Below are 21665 nucleotides of genomic sequence, written 5' to 3'. Positions count from 1 at the left end.
GTCCCTGTTCTCCCGTCGCTTCTATTTTCTCCGCGGCCTCGGCGCCGCGCCTTTAATCTCAGTTCGAACAGTGCTCCAGATTGCATGCATTGCGCTTCTGAGCGAAATGCCATCTTTAGCGAGTATGCGGGTGAACAATCCGCAACTGCTCGGCAGAGCGGATGCGCCGATCACCGCGCCTTCGACGTCAATTATCTGCAGTCGGTCTTGGAGGTCATCGGATGGCCGGTCACTCACTATCACCAGCGAACCTTGCGCCGAGAAATGCCCGGTTATTCCTGGCCAGTGACGGGCAAATAGAGATCCCTCGATCTTCTGTCTATCAATGGCTAAAGCCTCACCGGACTCGGATACGACTTGTATCTCGCTTGCATAGGTTGAAAAACACGCGTCCGAGCTCGACGGATCGTGGACGAGAAAGGCATCGGCGACAAGAGTAGTAGAACCTCGCGCTTTCTGTACTCTGATTAAAGAGCTAAAGCGTGACTCCGGAAAGAGAACCTGAGGATCGGGTAAGAATTCAATATAGGCGCCCTCTTCCGCTTCAATAAACACATCCTGCTGCGCCGAACCGACCGGCATACTATGGACGACCGTAGATGACTGCGTGGTCACATGACTTGCTGTACCCGTAGATGCCTGCAGACGCATTTGCAAGTGATCGCTTTCGTAAATTCCGCCTGAGCAAGACTGTATATAAAGGGTTGCGAGATCGGGATAGTCGGCGTCAACGTATTGCGGGCGACAGATATGAAAAGGATACTGTGCGTATTGCTCCGCTAAATATGTTCGGCCGTTAGGGGATAAGGCGAACCTAATATTTACGTGTCCCTTTGCGGACGCCGGATGACGTGCCGCGAGATTCGATTCAACCTTTGAAAATAACGTCATCGATCAGTCGATCTACAATTGCTTCGATGCCTTCGCCAGTCTTGCAATTCGTAAGCATGGGCGATCTTCCGCCGCGGACCATCGTTCCTTCTTCGACCATGCGCTGAAGATCTGCTCCGACAAGGGGCGCAAGGTCCGTCTTGTTGATGACGAGGAGATCGGAGCGCAGAATGCCCAATCCGCGCTTTCGCGGAATATCGTCGCCCCCCGACGTATCAATTACGAAAAGCCAATAGTCGACTAATTCAAGTGAAAATGTCGAAGCGAGGTTATCACCTCCTGATTCAACCAACACGACGTCGAGCTCCGGAAACTTCTCCATAAGATGCTCGGTCGCTTGGATATTCATGCTCGGGTCTTCTCGTATCGCCGTGTGAGGACAGGCTCCAGTCTCGACGGCCATGACCCGTTGCGGATCAATGAGACCCGATCGACGGATACGTTCCGCGTCTTCCTGCGTGACGATATCATTGGCAACGACGCCGACCTCAATGTCTCGCGCTTTGAAAATAGGAATGAGGCGCTCGACGAGAGCCGTTTTTCCCGACCCAACCGGCCCTCCAATTCCAATACGGGCAATGCCAGGCAGTGTGTGCTTGGTACTCATCGGAGCATGAACATTTGAGCGAGGGGAAGTTTCTTAGCGGGCTCACACGTAGCGAGTTTGCCATCGACAAATACGTCGAAGGTTTGTGGGTTCACGGTAATTGCAGGACAAACATCATTGTGCAGCATATGCTGTTTGTGAAGCTTTCGCGTGCCCTTTGCTGCGAGCAGCGGTTTGTGAAGTTCAAGTCGGCCAGAGATATCGGCCTCTATTGCCATCGGATTGACAAAGGATGCGCTCAGCGCTTGCTTCGCACGGCCGAACGCGCCCCACTGCGGACGCATCTCCAAAGGTTCGCATGTCATCAAACTCGCGGCGCTGTCTCCCATCGCGCCCCAACAGATGAAACCGCCTTTTACGACCACTTCGGGCTTAATGCCGAAGAAACCCGGACGCCACAAAACCACGTCCGCCATTTTGCCCGGCTCGAGAGAACCGATATGGGCATCGATCCCAAAAGTGCGGGCCGCATTGATCGTGTACTTTGCGATATAGCGTTTGATGCGCTCGTTATCGCCCCGTTTCGAACGTTCTTCCGGGAGGCGACCGCGCTGATCCTTCATCTTTGAAGCCAACTGCCACGTTCGGCAAATAACTTCGCCAATTCGGCCCATGCCTTGACTGTCGGAACCAAGCATAGAAATCGCACCGATATCGTGAAGCACATCCTCCGCCGCTATCGTTTGAGCGCGGATTCGGCTTTCGGCGAACGCAACGTCTTCCGGGATGGCCGGGCTGAGATGGTGGCACACCATCGTCATGTCCAGATGCTCGTCAAACGTGTTCACGGTGAAGGGATTTGTCGGATTCGTGGAAGATGGAAGGCAGTTGACCTCGCCCGCGACCCTGATGATATCGGGTGCATGGCCGCCTCCTGCACCTTCCGTATGGTACATATGGATGGTGCGCCCGCGCATTGCCGCTAACGTGTCTTCCAGAAACCCGCTTTCGTTGAGCGTATCGGTATGCAACTGCACTTGGAAATCGAGTTCGTCGGCGACTGAGAGGCAGGTGTCGATCACCGCGGGCATCGCGCCCCAATCTTCGTGGATTTTTAGACCGATACAGCCGCCTCTTATCTGATCGAAAATGGATCGCGGCCTCGATGTATTTCCTCGACCCAAAAATCCGAAATTGATCGGCCAATTTTCGGTAGCTTGAAGCATCTTACCAACGTTGAATGCCCCTCCGCAGTCGATTCCCACCGTAATAGGACCGAGGGAGCCACCGATCATCGTCGTTAAGCCGGAGCTGATCGCATGTTCGCATAGTTGCGCCGAGTCAAAATGAACATGCACATCGATGCCGCCGGGCGTCGCGATCATGCCTTCGGCATCACGTACGGTCGTCGCAGCACCAACGATGAGTTGAGGATGGACGTTATCCATCGTAGCCGGATTGCCCGCTTTACCGATGCCCACGATGCGCCCGTCTTTAATGCCCAGATCGCCTTTCACGATGCCGATCACGGGATCGATGATGAGGGCATTGCAAAGAAGCATATCCAGCGAGCCCATTGCACTATCGTAGCCCGGCGTCATGCCCAGGCCATCGCGCAACGTTTTCCCGCCACCATGGAGACACTCTTCTCCCGGGACACCGAAATCATGTTCGACTTCGGCCAGGAGTGAAGTGTCGCCCAAGCGCACCGCGTCGCCCGTCGTCGGGCCGTACATTTCGGCGTATTGCCGTTTGCTGAGCTTTGCCACGTTAGGCTCCTTTAAATCCGCGTTCGCGTGCCCTGCTCAGCGCTTGCGCCTTGATCTCTTCGCTGCGCCAGCTCCCTCCCGTGAGACTATTCAAGCCGACGAGCTCTCCCGTCCCGCCAAATTCCGCCAAAACAACCTCCTTGGCCTCTCCCGGCGCAAACCGAACCGCGGTTCCCGCGGGAATATCCAAGTGCGTTCCAAATGCTTTTTCGCGATCGAATTCGAGGGCTTTGTTCGCCTCAAAAAAATGATAGTGGCTTCCGACCTGGATCGGTCTGTCGCCCGTGTTGACGACCGAGAGGGTGACCTTCCGCCGTCCGACGTTTATCTCGATCTCGCCATCGTCGACGATCAGTTCGCCGGGTTCCACAGCATTGCCTACGCTGTCTTTACCCGGCCGTATTGGATCGTGGATGGTGACGAGCTTAGTGCCATCCGGAAAAGTGCATTCGATCTGAATCATTGGTGCAAGGGTCGCAACCCCCGGCATCACGTCGTCGGTTGTCAGAATCGTAGAACCCCAAGAAATCAGGTCTGCGACTGATCTTCCTTCCCGCGCGCCTTCCAAAATTTCATCGACAATGTACGCAACGGCTTCCGGATGGTTGAGTAACAGCCCTTTGGCTTTGCGCCGACGCGCGAGTTCGGCAACGGTAAAAATGGTGAGGCGCTCTTTTTCGGTCGGAGTCAGCAACATCTTACGATCCGTCCTTGCTCAATTTCAGTTAGAAAACATGCGAGTTGCTTGTTTCGCGTGACGCATGACCGCAATCTCGGATTCGAATCCGCAACTGCTTATTTCGTCCAAGCTACAAACCGCGGTCTGGGCTATCCGCGCCCCTTCGTGGCGAAGATCTTCAAGCGTCATCTGTGCTTCGATGTGAGAAAGACATCCGAGCCGAATTGCGGCGCTCAACAAGCCTACACAGAATGTGTGCAATGACAGAGCTACGGCGTCTTCTTCATCCAATCCCGCCGTCGCCCACAAGAACCCTTGCATTGGAGCCAAGTGACCGCATGCCGATCCGGCCAGGACGATATTCTGATATGCGGACGCTTCATCTCTACCGAGTTTGGCAAATATCGTCAGCATTGCCCGGCCCAATCGGCGTGATCCCGCACGAAATTCTGCCGATGGCGTTTGAATGTCGACCTGATTGTCGACAGCGGACACAGCTCCGAGGTCAAGATTTGCTTTGTGGGCCGCGATGACAACAGGACGATCGAATTTCGCCCATCGCGCATAAAGCTGACCTCTGACGAATGATTTTACATCGTCGGCCGTTGTCAAAATGGCATTTTCCGAGAGGAACTCCGTTCCCCAAGAAAAACAAGCGGAGCCCGACGGGAAAAAGCTATCTCCGTACTGCAGCACCGCCATTCTCGCCGCGAAACTAGTCATCTGATATGATCTCTAATGCCGATCGATGTCGAATTGAGTTGAGTTTTTCGATATATTCTTTCGCCGTTCCCTCTACCGCGATTTGGATTTCGCCCGGCTCAAAACGCACGCGCCAATGCTGATTGCCGATGCAGTAACCGACTTCGGCAGCCGCATCGACATCGCGGATCCTGACCCGTATCCAACGCTGGGCAGATGTTCGCAGAACAATTGCCCGCGTTGGTTCAAGCAACAAGATCGCTCCGTCTTCCAGTTCATCGTTCGCATTTAAGGCAATGACGACATCGGTCCCACGATCGGTTTTTCCACGCCATCGCCGTCGAAGCGTGTCGGCCATCGACAAGACTTCAACACCACCTTCATGATCGATCCGATGAAGTCTCTCAGCGATGTGCTCGTCGGTGACGGAGCCGACAATCTCTGTGACGACAATCATGCCACGATCCTCCGGCTATCTGCCGTCAGCTTACCAAGTCAGACCTGCGCAGTTTCTGATCGACAAGCTCGTTGCGGGCTCGCGCCATCGCCGCCATTAGCCGTAGGATGGTGCAAACGGCCAGACGCGATGTCGTTCCGCTGACGTCATAAACCGGCGCAAGTTCCGTAACATCGATGACGCTCACCGATTTCCTCTTACCGATAATGTCGGCAACACGGATCATTTCGCGACTCTCAAGTCCGCCGGGTTCCGCTGCCGTCACACCCGGCGAAGCCGACGCATCCATGACGTTGAAATTGAAACTTAAGTATTGTGCGTCGGTCGACTTCCAAACTTTTTCGGCGGCTTCCTCGGTGACTGCATCGATGCCGCGCTCAAATACTTCGAACATCGGATAAAAACGAATGTTTCTCTCTTTCGCGAGGTCGATGTAATCCTTTGGATTCATCGAATTTCGCGCGCCAATGTGAGCGACATGTTTCGAGCTTACGTTCGGTAACTCGGTGATCCGTGCGAACGCACATGTGCTGAGCAGTTTTTCTCCGGCCCAGCTGTCGGCGAGATCGAGATGCGCGCCAAAATGCAGGCAACCCATCGCCTTTTTGCTTCCGATGTGATCGGAAAGCGCGCGCGCTGCCTGGATCGAAATCGATCTGTCGCCGCCAACAATAATAGGCGTGACGCCTGCTTCGAGCACCGTTTTTACCGCTTTATAGATTTTTGCACGCGCGGTGTCGGGGTTGACTTTCGGCATCGGCACATCGCCGCAATCGACCGCGAGCCCGTTGAGATCCACCCCAAACTCAAACCAATATGAGAGATATTCCTGCGAGGCGATGCGAAATTCGCGCGGACCGTCCTCGCTGCCAGGCTTGCCGACGTTGCCCTCATCGAAAGGAACGCCGACAAAAGCAAAGCGTGCACCGTGTTTTTTCAGCGCGGCCGTTTCTAGCGGCACATGCTCGGAACGAAGAAAGGTTAGCTGACCGGGCGCACGATAGTTATCAGCGTCATCTCCTCCCAGCGGTGAAAAAAGATGGGCGTAGCTCTTTGCAGGATTCATGGTTCACTATCTCTCACATTGCGCTGAGGGGTTATGGGTTTTCATTGCGATCTCGAAGCGTTTTGGCCCGGCTTCCGAGAAAATGATAAATCATCAGACATGCTGTCTTGATACTGATGTGGCTGACATCGAATTGAGGACAGAGTTCTGAGACTTCGAGGATATCGGCGCCGTAGGTGCCCGCCGTCCGCGCCAACTGAATGATTTCACGCCCTTTGAGACCGAAACATTCGGGCGCTGTGGTTCCCGGCATGCAGCTGGAATCGATGGAATCGGTATCCCAAGAAAAATAAACCCCATCGGTGCCGTCCCAAGCGCGCGTAAAAATGTCTTTGGTACATTCGACGACACCGCGACTGACGACCTCGCTCATCGGCATGCAGCGGACATCATTATCGACGAAGAAGTCGTGCCAGTCCTTCGGATTGAGGCCATTTCTCGACCCCATGTGAACCAGGTTCTTCGAACTGCAATTTGGAAGATCCAGCGCACGCGATGGGCCAGAACAGTTCGTATAGGCGTTGCCCGCCCAATCCGGCGCCGCGTCGAGATGACAATCTACATGCAGGTAACCGATCTTTCCGTTCTTATGAAAATCCGAAAGCGCTCGCGCCCCAGGAATGGGGACGGAGTGATCACCGCCGCAAAGAATAACTTTTGCGCCGCCGTGAAGACATTCGCTGATATATTGATAGATGTACTCGTGCGATTTGATGTTGTTGCCTGGAACGATTGGGACATCTCCGCAATCGACGACTTTAAAAAACGTCAGCAAATCGACGTCATATTCGAACATATAGGGAAAGTATTGCGTTGACGCTTCGCGGATGCCGGCTGCGCCCTGTGATGTCCCCGCGCGGACCACCTGCCCCTGATCCCACGGAACTCCAAGGAAGCAGACTTTGGCGCCCATCTCCTTGATGATGTGACGATCGGGCGGGCAGTAGGGCGCTCCCATGAACGTTGAAATGCCTTGCGACTTAAACGTCCCATTATGCAGTTTGGGCGAGTAGACGTGATCATTGGGACCAGCCTGCTGTTGCGGGCCCTGGTGCTGATGCGGGATATGATCCCAGGATAACGCGTCTCTGCTCATTGAAGATTTTCACTCCTCGAACTTTCACTGATGACGTGTGACTTGTTGGTCGCCACATCGCGGCTGTCGTCCGTCGCGTCACTCACAAAGCTGACGGAGAGCAATTGCATTTCACGCCCCTTAAGGACTTTCGGCGTCGGACGTCCGCAGTCCGGGCAGCGAAAATTGTAGAGCGCTGCAGGTGTTTTTTCGGCGTCGCAATGGTTGCACATAACCACAAGCGGCACCTCTTCGATGTTCAATGTCGCGTCCTCGCACAGCGTGCCCCGCGCAGCGGAGGGAAAGCAAAAATACAAGGAGCGCGCGATTCCACGCAGCACTCCCATGCGTATATTCACTTCCGCTATTGCTGTTGCTCTTCGAGCGTTTGCAACCGCACAAACCTGTTCGACCAAAGCAGACGCAATCGTTAGCTCATGCATGAGTGGCGATTTCCGTATTGGCTGACGTTCTGCGCGCATAGTTTTCGAGCCAACCGAGCCAGGTCTCCATTCCCTCTCCGCTGCGAGAGGATAATGTAAAAACACCGATGTCCGGATTTATCGATCTGGCGTTCTCAATGCAGCGATCGACGTCGAAGTCCACGTGGGGGAGCAGATCAGACTTTGAAACGATCAAGGTGCTCGCAGCCGCAAACGTGTCAGGATATTTTAGCGGTTTATCGTCACCTTCTGTCACCGAGAGAATTGCAATTTTCTGATGTTCTCCAAGATCGAACGTCGCAGGACAGACAAGATTCCCCACGTTCTCGATGAAGAGCATTCCGCCCGGTTCCAGCGGAATCTCATCGAGCGCGTGACCGACCATATGCGCATCGAGATGGCAGCCTCGTCCCGTGTTAATCTGCACAGCAGGAATGCCAACCGCCTTTATTCGATGCGCATCGATCGACGTTTCCTGGTCCCCTTCGATTACCGCGACGCTAAGCCGTGCTTTTAACGCCGCCAACGTTTTCACAAGCAGCGTCGTCTTTCCCGCTCCGGGGCTAGACAAGAAGTTGAAGGCGACTATGCCGTTTTTTTCGAAACGCCTCCTATTTTCAGCCGCGTAGGCATTATTTTTTGCGAGGATATCGAGTTCAACAGCATGAAGCTCGATCGTTGAATGCTTATGCTGATGCTCGTGATATTGGGCATTCTGCGCATGCCCATCGTGACTGCTGCAGCCGCATACGCCGCACATAGTAATCTCCTATAATAATCAGTCCGACGATGTTGGATCGTCGAAAGCACTTCGCGTCTCGTCACGCATCAAATGCATGAGCTTTTTCTCCATCTCGTGAAAGCCGCTGGCTTCCATCATTTCCTCATGATTTGCAAAGCGCCGGCCCAACTTAAATCGAGTGAACATATTTTCTTTCACGGTGCCGGGGTGACGCGACATGAAGATGATGTGGTCGGCAAGAAAAATTGCTTCTTCGAGATCGTGAGTAACAATCAGCACCGTCACGCGCGAAGATTCGACGATGCCAATCATGAGCTCTTGCATCTGCCATTTCGTTTCGGCGTCGAGAGCGCCAAACGGCTCGTCCATCAGCAGGATTGATGGGCCGTTGGCGAGCGTTCTCGCTATGGCGACCCGTTGCTGCATGCCGCCTGAAAGCTGTCTCGGATAGGCGTTCTTGAATTTCGACAGCTTGACGAGCTTGAGAAACTGATCGGCGCGATCGCGACGCTGCTCTTTTGGAATGCCATTGATGCGCATTCCATATTCGACGTTTTGCTGCACAGTCATCCAATCGAACGAGGTGTATCGTTGGAAGACCATTCCCCTTGACTTGTCAGGCCCATCGATCGGCCGGCCGTCAAGATACATCGCCCCGGACGTTGGCCGATCGAGCCCTGCGATCATCCGCAATACGGTCGACTTTCCGCATCCTGATGGTCCAAGAAGTGCGCAAATCTCGCCTTCTTTGACGTCAAAAGATACATTGCTGACCGCGTCGATTTCCGTACTCGCATCCATACGGAAACGCTTGCCGATGTGCTTGACGCTGAGCTTGAATGCCGCGTCCGAGTTCGGTGATATCTGTGCAATATTCGAATGCATCGTCGCGATTTCCCGAATTAATCAGCCGCGGTAACCGCTGTCGTACAGATCTTTCAGGAGACTGCAGTCGATGGCTTTATCCGGCGGATAAAGTGCCTTCACGACTCCAAATTTGACCCACCATTCATTCGTCAACTTGTAATGTTTGAACAGCTGTCCGTTCTTTTGGCCGAACGGCGGATCTCCCGGCGCTACGCCACAGGCCTGCGCAGCCTGCAGGAATGTGTAGGGATAAAGTCCAGCATCCAGCCCGCTACCATCTTTGCCGAGGACGAGTTCCACATCCGCAACGGACATTTTCAAGCCGTCGGCAATAATTTGATTTCCTTCCTTCGGATTCTTCTTCCACCAGGCGATCGCGTCGTACATCGCCTTGATTGCCTTCAAGGCAACAGGCCGCTTTTCTTTGACCCAATTGGAATTTATGAAATGTCCGTCAGCGATCAGACCAGTGGAAGCCCACTCGGGATCTGCCGTGCTAGCTACGGTGCGGGCACCGGGAATAGCACTTAAAGTCTGAGAGCTGAATGGCTCCCACAATTCTGCCGCTGCTACAGTGCCGCCGATCATTGCTGCTGTAGCTTGATCCATAATGACATTGACGTAGTTGACCGAGTCGAACGGCAAGCCGTTCTTCTCCAAATAAATTCCCATCATGATTTGCGGCAGTCCGCCGACCATCACCGCTACTTTCTTGCCTTTCAGCTCCGCGGCGTTTTTGATTTCGGGCCGAACAATAATTTTATCTATTCCGTGCGAAAGATTGCCGTAAGCAAACATCCGGACCGGCATGTTTTGGGAAGCGCCAATCGGAGCGAACTCTGCAGTGCTCGAAACAATTTCGAGCTGTCCTGACGTCATCAAGCTAAAGCTTTGGAAAGGGTCCTCGATCGTCTGGTACGTTATGTCCAGGTCTGGAGCGAGATTCTTTGCCTTTGCAATTTGCCACCATCCATAGCCGGGCCACGTAAGGCCTGCTATTCGAACTTGTTCCTTAGCAAAGGCAGGCGACTGTAGAGGTATTGCGGAGCAAACGAGGACTGATGCCAGCAATACCGGTCGAAGCAAGCGAGAAAGTCTGATTTGCATAACAAAACTCCCTAGACGTTTTTTTGTGTGATTTATGCTTCTTCTGCGGGAACGTACGGAAAGAGCTTTTTGTGAGCCAATCTAAATAGAAAATCGAACGCCAGGCCGAGGAGGCCGATGACGAGAATCCCAGCCATGATTTCGTCCACCTTGAGGAACCGCTGACCTCGCATCATGACCGCACCAATTCCCGTCGTCGCAGCGATGATTTCGGCGATGACGAGATAAGTCCAACTGACGGCGAGCATCTGCCTCATCGAGATCAGGATTTTTGGCGCGACAGCGGGAAGAACGATGGTGCGAAGGATTTGAGTTCGACTTGCGCCCAAGGTCATCGCAGTCTCGATCAACTCGGCGCGTACAGCGCGCGTGTGATCCATGATGAGAGTGACCAGAAAGAAAATTACGCCAACGAATAGAAGCGCCAATTTGGACCCCTCACCCGCGCCAAACCACATGAGGAGCAACGGGATAAAGGCGGGAGCCGGCAAATAGCGCCACGCGCTGACGAATGGATTGAAGAAAGCGCTAATTGGCCTGAAACATCCCATCAGAACGCCCAATGGAATGGCAACGACGCAGGCCAGAGCAAAGCTTGCAACGATCCGGGATACGCTGGACACAACGTCGGCCAGGAAACCCTGGTGAGCAAACATAGAATAGAGCGTTGCTAGAACCTTATGGGGGGCCGGCATGAACAATGGGTTGACCCACTGTTTCGCGTCCGCGAGTTCCCACAGGCCAAAGAAAATTGCCCACAAAGCACAACCGAGAACAAGCGACGAAGTTCTCGAAATTGGCTTATTGTATTGAAGCCATTTTTCCCTAGCTTTCCGCCGGGGCGAAGTAGACGATAACTCCGTTGGCGGAGTCGCATGATTCTCTGCCGACATTTTTGGCATGGGCATCATCCAAAGAATCTCCATTTACGGCCAATACAGGAGACCTCTTCTGGATTTATAATGAGGGCCACTATGGTTGCCCCCATTTCAGCATATTCTTGTACATCGCCAGACCAACCATCGCTTCCACCGACGCGAGGTCGACTCTGTTGTAACAATGCTCTCGCAGGAATAGCGCGAGCTGGTCGTGGGTCTCACAGATGACTTCGACTAAAAGATCGTATCGCCCCGCAACGAAGAGGACATAGGTCACCTCATCTCTTTCGCGGAAATAGCAAGCGGCGTCCTGCGGATCGAATCCTGCCGCCAATTTCAGACCGACCATCGCAAAGGCATCGTACCCAAGCGCAATCGGATCAGCCACGCCGATTATGCGTAAAACTTTTGAATCGACGAGATTGTTGACGCGATTTCGGACAGCGCCTTCCGATAGCTCAAGCTGCTTCGCAATCGCCGTAAATGGCGCGCGACCGTCATCCTGAAGAATTCGGATAATCGCCAAGTCAATTTCATCGAGCGCAGATTCATTGCCATTCGACGCCGGGCGTTTCTGCGCGAGCTCGAGAATTGGGGCGGTGGAGATTGTAGGCTTTTTCATCGTCGCAGCAGCACCCCCGCAGCAGCCCATTTATGCGCTACTGATATCGAAATATTTTCGTATTAAAACTACGAAAGCATTATAATTATTGACTGTCAACTGCGGTTATCGCATAAAAATCTAGTTTTTGGTGCGTATATCGTAAAATCGTTGTTGCGCTGCGGCGACTGGTGAAGATGGCGTTCTGCTCCTTTTGGATTGTGTGCGCCAGCGAGCCAAAAAGCTGCGGTCCAAATAAATCGATACGATCAGCGTACTTAGCGAAAGGAACTGGCAGAATGCCTTACCGAATGACGAGCCTGCGAAGCGACTGACGTGATTTGCTGCACTGCTTTCAACGAATGGCAGCGGCGACGACTGAATCTCTTTTTGCCCTCGCAAAAAGGGAAAATCACTTGGGTGGAAATGCAGAGAATATGAAACGAAAAGAAACAGGAGTTCTTATGAAAGTTTCAAGCCTGGCACACTGCGCGAAAATCTCGGCGTTCGTGCCGCTGTGCCTTGTCGCTGCCGCTTTGCCGGCATCGGCTCATGTCGGCATAGGTCCTGTCGATACCTTTTCTAGGGGGTTCGCCCACCCTCTTGGAGGGATCGATCATATTCTTGCTATGGTCGCGGTTGGTTTGTACGCGGCTAATCTTGGCGGACGGGCGCTTTGGCTAGTCCCGTCCGCTTTCGTTGGCACGATGATTTTAGGTGGGCTGCTCGGATATTATGGTTGGCCGCTTCCGATGGTGGAAGAAGGTATTGGCCTTTCCGTAGTGGTGATGGGAGTCGCAATAGCGGTCGGCGTGCGATTGAGCACCATTGCCTCAATGTCGCTTGTAGGCCTTTTCGCTTTATTTCACGGACACGCACACGGAAACGAAGGTGCGGGGCTCGGCATGGCCTTTCTACCATATGCGGCAGGATTTATTGTTGCGACTTGCTTGCTCCACGTCTCTGGCATTGCCTTGGGGTCTTCACTCGACCGTCTTCGTCCCTCTCTAGCATCAACGTCCAAACGGATAATTGGCATCGCCGGGGCGTTGGCTGGCGTTTCTCTCTTGGCGGGATGGCTCAGCGCCTGAGTTGCTCGTCACCTGCTGTGATTGGCAGTCTTAGGCCGTGGCTGGCGATGTCAGCCACGGCCTTTTCCAAATGGAACGCTGTCCTCGCTCAGCGGAACGCATTTCGACTCAAACGCCATACGGGCCGCGCAGCATCGCGGTATCTAAAACTTGGCGTGACGGACCATCTTCTTCCAAGCGGCCGTCAACAATGAGCGCAACCCGGCTGGATGCGCGATACGCGAACTGAGCATCGTGGCCGGCCTGCAGAGACTGTGATAATTGAGAATCGGACGGCGCTCGCACCAAGCTTGGCGTGTACGTTCTCGTTCGATAGTCCTAGTGTTTGTTGCGTTGCAAATGTCTTGCCGGTTTGAGTTCGCGCAAATACCATTAGCCTTCGCCGTCCGTATCACTGAGGGGTATGCCGCTGATGCTGCGTCGCTATCGTGCCGGGCTGATTATATCGACGTTGCTGCTGGCGAGCATGGGAAGCGCCCAATCTGCTGAGCAGGTCCCCGACACGATGGAAGCTCGCGTGCTGGCATGCGCGTCCTGTCACGGCGCCAAGGGCGAAGGGACGGACAATGCCTACTTCCCACGACTTGCGGGCAAGCCCGCAGGCTATCTCTACAATCAGCTTCTGGCGTTCCGCAGCGGCAGGCGCCACTATCCGCCGATGAACTACCTCCTCGAGTATTTGCCCGAGGACTATTTGAAGAAAATGGCTGAGTATTTCGCGGCGCAACGACCGCCGCTTCCGTCACCTGCGGTCGTCGACGTCAGCAAGCAGATGTTGAAGCGCGGCGAGGAACTGGTGACGCATGGAGACAGTGCTAAAGGTATTCCGGCATGTTCCGGGTGCCACGGTCCACACCTCACGGGGATGAAGCCGGCAATCCCTGGGCTGCTCGGATTGCGTGCGAGCTATATCAGCGCCCAACTCGGGGCTTGGCGGTATGGAACGCGCACGGCGACTGAGCCGGATTGCATGCAAATCGTGGCCGGACATCTGACGGAGGATGACGTCAAGTCGGTCGCCGCCTACCTCTCCTCGCTCGCCGGACCGCCCGAGCCCTGGCCGGTCGCAGAAGGCAGCTACAAGCTCCTACTCAAATGCGGGAGCGAGCCACAATGACAATCTTCACCTCCTATAATGCAAAGATCCTCGCGCTCGTTTTTGGGTTAGGCGCGATCGCGGCCGCAACATCTTCAACCTACGCGGAAGATACGAAATCAGCGCAGCGGCCCGCGGCTTCGCTCGTCGCGCAAGGAGAATATTTGGCGCGGGCGGGCGACTGTATTGCGTGTCACACGAAACCGGAAGGCAAGCTGTTCGCGGGCGGCCGTGCCATGCCGACGCCCTTCGGGACGCTCTACACGTCGAACATTACGCCGGATCCAGAAACCGGAATCGGCAAGTGGAACGCCGATGATTTCTATGCGACGATGCATAACGGCCGTTTTCCCGATGGCGGTTTGATCTATCCGGCGATGCCATTCGGCTCCTATACGAAGGTGACTCGTAAAGACAGCGACGCCATTTTCGCCTATCTGAAAACCGTGCAACCGGTTAAACAGGCCAATCGTCCGCACGATCTCAAATTCCCCTATAACAACCGCTCGCTCATTCTCGGCTGGCGCACGCTGTTCTTTTACGAGGGCGAATATAAGCCAGACCCGAAGCAGTCCGACGAGTGGAACCGGGGCGCCTATCTCGTCGAAGGCCTTGGCCACTGCGGGATGTGCCACACTGCGATCAACGCGCTTGGCGGCAGTTCGGAATCGGAAGCATTCCAGGGCGGTCTGATTCCGATGCAGAACTGGTACGCTCCGTCGCTGACGTCAAACAAGGAAGCGGGGCTTGGTGATTGGAGCATCAAGGACATCACCGACCTTTTGAAAACCGGTGTCTCGGCGAGAGGCGTCGTTTTCGGTCCGATGGCGGAGGTTGTCTATAACAGTCTGCAGTATCTCAGCGATCAGGACGTCCGCGCCATGGCCGTCTATCTCAAAAGCCTTGGACAGGGCGCACCGCCTCAACCCGCGGCGTCGAATCTTCCCACGTCCGAAAGCAGCCTGCTGTCGGTACTGGGCAAAACGATCTACGATCGCCATTGCGCAAGCTGCCATGGCGCCGAGGGACTAGGAAAACCGCCTCATTATCCGCCTCTGGCCGGTAACCAGTCCATTCAGATGTCTTCCGCTGTCAATCCGATCCGAATGGTCCTAAACGGCGGCTATCCACCAGGGACTGCGGGAAATCCAATGCCCTACGGCATGCCGCCCTTCGCGCAGTCTCTATCCGACGATGAGGTCGCCGCCGTCGTGACGTATATCAGAACCGCCTGGGGAAACCGTGGCGCCGCCGTCAGCGCTCACGAAGCCAATGCGCTCCGCGCGGCACCGCTCGATTGAGGTTGCAATGCTCAATTCGCCGTTACATTCCTCAGACGATTCCGACGCGAGCCCCGAGGACCTCGAACGGATCGTCAGCGTGGGGCCGCAAGGCGCAATCGCCTTGGCAGGAGTCTCCACGTTCATCGTTATCGCACTCTGGTTCGCCTTTTACGTATTTGTATTCCTCCCTCGCGGGGTGACGGGATGACAGACGGATCTTCGTCAACGGACAGTCATTCCGGCAGCGCGAGCGTTGCTGCCCGGATTGAACGGCGATGGGCTGCCATCTCCATCGGCATCATCGCACTTATTGGCGTGATGGCCGCATATGCCGGCATTCATCGAGCAACGATGCCCCAGACCCAGGTCGAGACGATCGATCCGACAACCCTGCATCTTAATGGCGAGTTCATCGAGAGTAATCTCGGAAGCGCGATCGAGCCCGATGGCTCTGTAACGGTGCGCGTGGTCGGGCAGCAATATTCATTCACGCCGCAGTGCATCTTGGTGCCAACCAATACGCCCGTCACCATCCGCGCAACAAGTCCCGACGTCGTTCATGGTTTTCTGATCGAAGGCACCAACATCAATACGATGCTCGTGCCGGGATACATTTCCGACCTGCCAGTTCAGTTCGATAAACCTGGAGAGCACCTCATGCCCTGCCATGAATTCTGCGGTGTCGGGCATGAAGGCATGTGGGGGAAGGTAAAAGTCATCGATAAATTCGATTTCTTGCAACTGAGCACCAAGGGGCGGAGGCTGAACTGTGTTGACTAACAAGCGGCTCATTCTTGCGCACTTCTGGCTCGCGTTCTCGGTTTTTGGCCTCGCGATTCTTCTCGGCGCCTGGCAGATGCTCATCCGCAGCCCGCTTCATGCCTGGATCAGCAATCCGGAATGGTACTACCGATCGCTGACGGCGCACGGCACAGTGATGGGCTATGTCTTTCCGACGCTCGTGGCTATGGGCTTCGGTTACGCAATCAGCGAGACATCGCTCAATCAACCGCTGATAGGACGCCGTTGGGCCTGGGCCGGGTTCTGGCTCGTTCTCGTCGGCGCAGTGACGGCCATGGTGCCGGTTTCACTCGGCTTGGCGTCCGTCCTTTACACTTTCTATCCGCCGATGATCGGCAATCCCTTTTATTACATCGGCGTCGTTCTCGTGGTCGTCGGGTCGTGGATATGGGTCGCCCTCATGTCCATCAACCTGACCGCCTGGAAGCGGGCAAATCCCGACAAACCCGTGCCGTTGGCAATGTTCGCGAATGTTGCGGGCTCTTACTTATGGGCTTGGACAGCCGTCGGCGCAGCCCTGGAGTTGCTTCTCCAAATCATTCCGGCCGCCATAGGGCTCACTTCCACGATCGATGCGGGATTGTCGCGCGTCTTCTTCTCATGGACGCTGCACGCCATCGTTTATTTCTGGCTGATACCCGCTTACATCGCCTACTACACCATCGTGCCGCGCGCGATCGGCGGAAAAGTCTATAGCGATACGATGGCCCGCATCGCGTTCATCCTGTTTCTGGTCGTGTCGATGCCGATCGGCATGCATCACACGTTCGCGGACCCCCAGGTTGGCGCGGGCTTCAAGTTCATCCATTCCGCGTTCACAGCACTCGTCGCCATACCGACGTTGCTCACCGTCTTTACGATCTGCGCCTCTGTTGAAATTGCGGGCCGACTACGCGGCGGAAAGGGTCCATTCGGCTGGATCGCCGCATTGCCCTGGGACAATCCCATCATGCTCGCGGTCACCTTTTCCTTCATCATGTTGGGGTTCGGCGGCGCCGGTGGCCTGATCAACATGAGCTATCAGCTCGACGCGACCATTCACAACACGCAGTGGATCACGGGCCATTTCCATCTGATCTTTGGCGGCGCGATCGTGATCATGTATTTTGCCATTGCCTACGATCTGTGGCCCCATCTCACCGGCCGTCGGCTGTCGAACCTGAGGCTAATGCGGACTCAGCTGTGGCTCTGGTTCATCGGTATGATCGTCACGACGTTCCCATGGCATTGGGTCGGAATTCTCGGCATGCCGCGCAGGATGGCTTATTACGATTACACAAATGCCGCGCTCGAACCGACGGCATTATCGGTCAGCATCTCCGTTGTCGGCGCCTTCATCCTTGTCATTTCTGCAATTCTGTTTTTCGTCGTCCTGCTCGAAGGGCAGCGTGCACCTCGTGAGGATGCGCCGCCCTATCGTTTCTCCAAGGCAGTGCATCCGCCGGTTGCACTTCCTGCCGTACTGAACGGCCATGCGCTCTGGGTGACACTGATGGTGGGCCTCACGATAACAAATTACGGGTTTCCCGTTTTTGAGCTCGTGACGCGATCGGGCATGCCGGTCCCGGCTATTTATGTCGGAGGCGAGCGATGAGCGTCGGAGGCAACTCGATCTTCCGCGACCGCTGGGCTATCCGCTGCATCGCTCTGACCGCAGCGATCTTCGTCACGATGGCCTTCATCGGATTCGTCCTCTTGCCGCTCCTGCAGCCGAACGTAAAGGCGGCGGGATTGTGGGAGGCGATCTGCAGCGCTGCCGGTATCGCAAAGACTCCGACAAGTACGACGCCTGTCGCTCCAAATTTCAAGATTTCTTCCGTCGTCGTGACGCCTGAAATGCTGGACACCGCCGACGCTCAATCCATAGGACGAGGCGCAACTCTCGCGCATCAATGTGCGATCTGTCACGGGCCGGCCGGGTTCAGCCGTGCGGACGCACCCAATCTGTCTGGTCAATACGCGAGCGCCATCTACAAACAGTTGAAAGATTTCCAAAGCGGCGCGCGCAGCAACGCCATCATGACCCCGTTCGCTGCTAAGCTGACGAACCAGGATATGATCGACGTAGCATCGTACTATGCCTATTTGCCGAGGCTGCCAGAGGATCAAGCACGTCAGGTGATTGCGGCGCCGCGGATCGTAAGCGGCGGCGCGCCGTTGCGGAACATTCCTCCCTGCGGATCTTGTCACGGCAGCATCGACCATAAAGCGGGAACCCCTTGGCTTCAGGGACAGCCGGCCGCCTACATCAAAGCCCAGCTGCAAGCCTTCGCAAGCGGCCATCGCAACAACGACATCAGTCAACAGATGCGCAACATTGCGAGACAAATGACGCCTCAAGAAATAGACGAGGCCGCGCGCTACTATTCTTCTCTTTCACAGCACGCACGGCTGACCGGACGCTGACACAATATATACATCGGCGCGTCCATCTGCTGCCGCTTCCGGTCAAGGCTGTTGCCATTTCTACAAGCGAGCCGTCCGGGACGGTAAGGCCCGGATCCATTTCCGCGTGGGGTCCGTGTCGGTGCGCATAGTTCGGTAAAGCGATAGGCGAAGCCGCGAGATGCCGGCGCGGCGAAGCGCGAACCGCGATGTCGAAGGGCGAACTCGCCCTGCTTGGCAAAGGCGGGGAGGAGGTTCAACTGTTCACGACACGTCCGTGTGTTAGAAGTTGACCTTCACACCGCCGATGACTTGTTGCATCGTATCGAGCTTCGTGCTCCCGACATCGTTTCCTAAAATCACGTCGCCGTCGGCATGTTGATAGACGAGGTAAAGCATCGTCTCGGCATTATCCAGGTACTGAGCAACACCGCCGGACCAGTACTCGATATCTGCATTCTGAGTCCGTAACGTCCCCCCGGTCACGTTTGAGCCGGGCGCATCGCGACGATACTGCGTAAAGACGTTTGTCTTTCCGAGCGGTAGCCACTTTTGCTCGATGCCCGCCTGGACGAACCAAACATCATCCGTCTTATCGACAAGAGCCGCGTCTGTGCCAGCGTCGGAGGCGCGCGTGTTGTCGTTCTGCTCGCCATAGCCTGCGAAAACAAAAAGTCCGGTCGGCTTGTGTTGGACAAATCCCGACGCGCCCCACCATTCGCAGTCGGCCCGGAATCCGGCCGGACCAGAGTGACAAACCGTGGACCTCTCGTCGGTCGAGTGGCCATAGCCGGCCCGCGCGTTGATATTAAAATCGCCGAAACCGCCTCTGTAGATCAGTGCAGTGTCAAAGATATCGTCCTCGCCCCACGTCACCGTATACGTGAACCCGGCAATCGTCGGAGAGTCATAACGGACGATGTTGCGGCGTCCATCGTCGCCGGGAGTGGAGTTATTGAAGCCGCGCATGATGTCGGACCACTTCAGGTTGCCGCCGCCCGGCGCCGCGACGAAGCTGCCGCCCGAGCGGACGAAGAAACCGGCCTGGTAGTCCGGGGCGCCCTCGCCGTCGAAGAAATTTCGCGTCATCGTGGTGTCTGAATCATCGAGCAGGTGATAAGTCGAGGTACCGTCCTGGCCGACCAGCACACGTCCGAGCTTCGGGTTCATGACGAACCAACTGCTCTTGCGCACCGAAACGCTGTTCGGACTGGCGCCGTCGGGATTGTTCTGGGCCCATTTGCCGCCGTTGCCGCCGAATACGCCGAGTTCGAGAAAATAACCCGCCGACCAATCGTGAGATATGCGGGCTTCGCCCACGAAGCGGACACGCGACTGCTCTACAGGATTGGTTCCGACGTAGGCGTTGCTTTCGGTTCCGTCGTCCCACCAGGCAATCTCCTCGCTGACCCAGCCGGAAACCGTCAGGCTCACATTACGATTGCCCTTGCGCGCGGTCGTAGCTTCGAGTTCGGCAACGCGCTCTTCAAGATCGGCGCAGCAATCGCCGCCGAGATCTGCGGCGTAAGCGTGCGGTGCGCCTCCTCCGGGCCCAATGATCGCAGCGGCCAGCAGCAACCCTGCCGTATTTTTCGGCACGCCCCTCATTCTTCAGACCCCTGTGTGACGACTATTATTATGTTTTGTTGATCGTGATCTTTTGAGTTTGTCTCCTGCTGTCAATTCGAAGGCTCGTATGACGAATTCTTCTACTATAGCGAAGTGACTATCTTGCATCACGAGCGCCCACGTTCGGCGCATGCATCATCTGGCGAATATGGACTTAAATCGCTCTACAGCATTTGCGGATAATGGCCACCCTCGCGCAAGCCGATGCCATCGAAGACGCGGGGACAAAGGCGTGCTGGATGTCACAAGCCTTTCGAAGGCCAAATGAAATTCGGTTTCAGGTTGCAATCCGTCGATGAGAGGGAGTGCCTCCGGCCAATGCCTGAAACCCGATTCGGCAGTCGCCGGCCCTTCAGGGTATGGGGCGTGATCGGTGCTCGCAGGACCGAGACTGACATTGCCAGCCTCGGCTTTTTTCAAAAAGGAAATTTAGCGTTCTTGCATGCGGCCCCTAGCGATACGACGCTATAGTTCTTCGAACACAAAATCCTCGTGAGCCAGGTTTAGAGATCGCGCTGCGGAATTAATGGTGTTGACGAGCAGCATGGTGACCGTCATCGGTCCTACTCCGCCGGGAACCGGAGTGATCATTGAAGCTCGCTTCCTCACCGCATCGAAATCGCAATCTCCGACAAGCTGCCCGTTTGCAAGACGATTAATCCCCACGTCGATCACCACCGCTCCCGATTTGACCATCGGTCCAGTAATCAGATTTGGACATCCGGCCGCGACGATCAAAATGTCTGCAAGGATTGTAAACTGAGCCAGGTCGCGTGTTTTGACATGGCAGACGGAGACTGTCGCTTCGCGCTGCATGAGCATGAGGGCCATCGGCTTCCCCACGATATTGCTCGCTCCAACGACGACCGCATTACGGCCTGCTATTTCTACTCCAGCATTATCGAGCAGAAGCATGACGCCGTAGGGCGTGCACGGAGGGAACACCGTTTCACCAACGACAAGACCGCCTACATTGTAGAGATGAAATCCGTCGACATCTTTTTCTCGATCGATTGCCCCGAGGACAGCTTTAAGGTCAAAGTGTTTTGGCAATGGAAGCTGAACTAAAATCCCATGAATATCCGGATCAGCACTCAATTCCTGAATTTTCGCGATTACGACATCTTGGCTTTCGGTGGCGGAAAACAGAAATTTGTGGGATTTGATACCCACATCGGCGCATGCCTGAATTTTTTTGCGGACATATACGGTTGAGGCTGGATTGTCGCCGACCATGATTACCGCAAGGCCGGGCGATGCCCCGAAGCGGCGCCAAAGGTCATCCACACGAGCTCTGCAATTCCGCCGCACATTCGCTGCCACGGATTTGCCGTCGATTATCGTCGCTGTCATTAGAACCGCCTTCTTAACTGAGCAGAATTGCCGGTCGACCGAGTTGGGTCACCCAGTCCGTCAGAACAAGCCTTGGATCTGGCCTTTGTCGTCGAGGCGGATCGAGTCTGCGGCGGGGACTTTCGGCAAGCCGGGCATCGTCATGATCTCGCCTGTGACGACGACGACGAACTCGGCTCCAGCCGATAAGCGCAGCTCGCGGA

General features: G+C 55.3%; 23 protein-coding genes. 6 read left to right on the top strand and 17 right to left on the bottom strand.

The features are described 5' to 3' along the window. Positions 1-21: 21 nt before the first annotated feature. The 14 genes from VHB22_RS04315 to VHB22_RS04250 all read right to left on the bottom strand — a co-directional run bounded on the left by VHB22_RS04315 (position 22) and on the right by VHB22_RS04250 (position 11845). Positions 22-891 (bottom strand): urease accessory protein UreD, encoded by an 870-nt coding sequence (locus tag VHB22_RS04315; protein WP_325455727.1) that lies wholly within the window; start codon positions 889-891, stop codon positions 22-24. Beyond that, positions 869-1498, bottom strand: a complete 630-nt coding sequence (gene ureG / locus VHB22_RS04310; RefSeq protein WP_325455726.1) for an urease accessory protein UreG — start codon at positions 1496-1498, stop codon at positions 869-871. Before ureG ends, VHB22_RS04315 begins: the two co-directional genes overlap by 23 nt. Next, positions 1495-3207, bottom strand: coding sequence for an urease subunit alpha (gene ureC, locus VHB22_RS04305; protein ID WP_325455725.1), 1713 nt, complete (start codon positions 3205-3207; stop codon positions 1495-1497). The genes ureG and ureC overlap by 4 nt, the downstream gene beginning before the upstream one ends. Position 3208: 1 nt before the next feature. Beyond that, entirely contained in the window at positions 3209-3904 is a 696-nt protein-coding gene (locus tag VHB22_RS04300; RefSeq protein WP_325455724.1) for an urease subunit gamma, read from the bottom strand. Positions 3905-3928: 24 nt separating this feature from the next. Further along, entirely contained in the window at positions 3929-4609 is a 681-nt protein-coding gene (locus VHB22_RS04295; protein ID WP_325455723.1) for an urease accessory protein UreF, read from the bottom strand. Continuing rightward, on the bottom strand, positions 4602-5045 hold the full coding sequence (locus VHB22_RS04290; RefSeq protein ID WP_325455722.1) for an urease accessory protein UreE: 444 nt from the start codon (positions 5043-5045) through the stop codon (positions 4602-4604). Before VHB22_RS04290 ends, VHB22_RS04295 begins: the two co-directional genes overlap by 8 nt. 25 nt (positions 5046-5070) lie before the next feature. Beyond that, positions 5071-6111, bottom strand: coding sequence for an agmatinase family protein (locus tag VHB22_RS04285; RefSeq protein WP_325455721.1), 1041 nt, complete (start codon positions 6109-6111; stop codon positions 5071-5073). A gap of 31 nt (positions 6112-6142) precedes the next feature. Beyond that, positions 6143-7207, bottom strand: coding sequence for an agmatinase family protein (locus VHB22_RS04280; protein WP_325455720.1), 1065 nt, complete (start codon positions 7205-7207; stop codon positions 6143-6145). Further along, the gene (locus VHB22_RS04275) at positions 7204-7629 is read right to left on the bottom strand and encodes a hydrogenase maturation nickel metallochaperone HypA (RefSeq protein WP_325455719.1); all 426 of its coding nucleotides are present in this window, start codon (positions 7627-7629) and stop codon (positions 7204-7206) included. Before VHB22_RS04275 ends, VHB22_RS04280 begins: the two co-directional genes overlap by 4 nt. Beyond that, the gene (gene hypB, locus VHB22_RS04270) at positions 7622-8389 is read right to left on the bottom strand and encodes a hydrogenase nickel incorporation protein HypB (RefSeq protein ID WP_325455718.1); all 768 of its coding nucleotides are present in this window, start codon (positions 8387-8389) and stop codon (positions 7622-7624) included. Before hypB ends, VHB22_RS04275 begins: the two co-directional genes overlap by 8 nt. Before the next feature lie 18 nt (positions 8390-8407). Then, positions 8408-9256 carry an ABC transporter ATP-binding protein gene (locus tag VHB22_RS04265; protein WP_325455717.1) on the bottom strand — a complete coding sequence of 283 codons (849 nt, stop codon included), beginning with the start codon at positions 9254-9256 and terminating at the stop codon, positions 8408-8410. A 21-nt stretch (positions 9257-9277) separates the two neighbouring features. Continuing rightward, positions 9278-10345: an ABC transporter substrate-binding protein gene (locus VHB22_RS04260; RefSeq protein WP_325455716.1), complete on the bottom strand. Its 1068-nt coding sequence runs from the start codon at positions 10343-10345 to the stop codon at positions 9278-9280. Between the two features lie 32 nt (positions 10346-10377). Then, positions 10378-11001 (bottom strand): ABC transporter permease, encoded by a 624-nt coding sequence (locus tag VHB22_RS04255; RefSeq protein WP_325455715.1) that lies wholly within the window; start codon positions 10999-11001, stop codon positions 10378-10380. 316 nt (positions 11002-11317) lie between these two features. Continuing rightward, positions 11318-11845, bottom strand: coding sequence for an Lrp/AsnC family transcriptional regulator (locus VHB22_RS04250; protein WP_325455714.1), 528 nt, complete (start codon positions 11843-11845; stop codon positions 11318-11320). A 443-nt stretch (positions 11846-12288) separates the two neighbouring features. Between VHB22_RS04250 and VHB22_RS04245 the strand changes: the two genes are divergently transcribed. The 6 genes from VHB22_RS04245 (at position 12289) to VHB22_RS04220 (ending at position 18501) form a co-directional block, all read left to right on the top strand. Further along, a complete protein-coding gene (locus tag VHB22_RS04245; protein ID WP_414652702.1) occupies positions 12289-12915 on the top strand; it encodes a HupE/UreJ family protein in 627 nt (208 codons plus the stop codon). Positions 12916-13327: 412 nt separating this feature from the next. Continuing rightward, positions 13328-14032, top strand: coding sequence for a c-type cytochrome (locus tag VHB22_RS04240; protein WP_325455712.1), 705 nt, complete (start codon positions 13328-13330; stop codon positions 14030-14032). Beyond that, positions 14029-15312: a cytochrome c gene (locus tag VHB22_RS04235; protein WP_325455711.1), complete on the top strand. Its 1284-nt coding sequence runs from the start codon at positions 14029-14031 to the stop codon at positions 15310-15312. The genes VHB22_RS04240 and VHB22_RS04235 overlap by 4 nt, the downstream gene beginning before the upstream one ends. Before the next feature lie 186 nt (positions 15313-15498). Further along, positions 15499-16074: a cytochrome C oxidase subunit II gene (locus VHB22_RS04230; RefSeq protein WP_325455710.1), complete on the top strand. Its 576-nt coding sequence runs from the start codon at positions 15499-15501 to the stop codon at positions 16072-16074. Next, entirely contained in the window at positions 16064-17689 is a 1626-nt protein-coding gene (locus tag VHB22_RS04225; RefSeq protein ID WP_325455709.1) for a b(o/a)3-type cytochrome-c oxidase subunit 1, read from the top strand. Before VHB22_RS04230 ends, VHB22_RS04225 begins: the two co-directional genes overlap by 11 nt. After that, complete coding sequence (locus VHB22_RS04220; protein WP_325455708.1) at positions 17686-18501, top strand: c-type cytochrome; 816 nt, start codon at positions 17686-17688, stop codon at positions 18499-18501. The genes VHB22_RS04225 and VHB22_RS04220 overlap by 4 nt, the downstream gene beginning before the upstream one ends. Positions 18502-18762: 261 nt before the next feature. Here the strand turns inward: VHB22_RS04220 and VHB22_RS04215 are convergent, their stop codons facing one another. The 3 genes from VHB22_RS04215 to VHB22_RS04205 all read right to left on the bottom strand — a co-directional run. Then, positions 18763-20088, bottom strand: a complete 1326-nt coding sequence (locus tag VHB22_RS04215; protein WP_325455707.1) for a porin — start codon at positions 20086-20088, stop codon at positions 18763-18765. 486 nt (positions 20089-20574) lie between these two features. Next, a complete protein-coding gene (gene folD / locus VHB22_RS04210; RefSeq protein ID WP_325455706.1) occupies positions 20575-21462 on the bottom strand; it encodes a bifunctional methylenetetrahydrofolate dehydrogenase/methenyltetrahydrofolate cyclohydrolase FolD in 888 nt (295 codons plus the stop codon). Positions 21463-21522: 60 nt separating this feature from the next. Further along, a partial coding sequence (locus VHB22_RS04205; protein ID WP_325455775.1) for a formate--tetrahydrofolate ligase occupies positions 21523-21665 on the bottom strand: 143 nt, incomplete at its 5' end.

This window comes from Hyphomicrobium sp. (genome assembly GCF_035548195.1).
In the GTDB taxonomy this organism is placed as follows: Bacteria; Pseudomonadota; Alphaproteobacteria; order Rhizobiales; family Hyphomicrobiaceae; genus Hyphomicrobium_B.
The sequence above is the reverse complement of the archived record's forward strand: the minus strand, read 5'-3'. Positions and strand labels throughout refer to the sequence as shown.